The 444-nt window shown below is 45.0% G+C and carries 1 protein-coding gene; it reads right to left on the reverse strand.

The genetic code is table 11. The features are described 5' to 3' along the window. Window positions 1–444: hypothetical protein (locus E1163_RS30065; protein WP_185155862.1), on the reverse strand; the 444-nt coding region annotated here is incomplete at both ends.

The raw sequence follows: 444 nt of genomic DNA on the forward strand, positions 1-444 counted from the left end.
AACTCATAGGTATCAAAACCTGAAGTCGCCTGTATTTCAACTACATTGCCATCACATCCAGGATCTGGCACTTGAGCTAAAGCGAGTACAGGAGTTGGCAATATATTTATAGTAATCGTCTCTAACAGAACGCCACATGCTGCGGAAAATGCCTCTACTTCAATTACTTGTCCATCTGTCAGGGTTGTGGCGTCAAAGGTATTGTCCGCTGAGGCCGCCTGTAAAACAGGACCGCCTACACCATCTCTGAACTCATAGGTATCAAAACCGGTTGTTGCAGATACCTCAACACTCACTCCAGGACAAAGCCCTGGATCAGGATTTTGGGTTATAGTCAATACAGGAGCTGCATTGATTTGTATAGTAATGCTGGCTGTAAATGTACCACAACCTGCCGATACAGCTTCTACTTCTATAACCTGACCATCGGTAAATGTGGTCGCA

The sequence above is a fragment of the Fulvivirga kasyanovii genome, assembly GCF_009711405.1.
In the GTDB taxonomy this organism is placed as follows: Bacteria; Bacteroidota; Bacteroidia; order Cytophagales; family Cyclobacteriaceae; genus Fulvivirga; species Fulvivirga kasyanovii.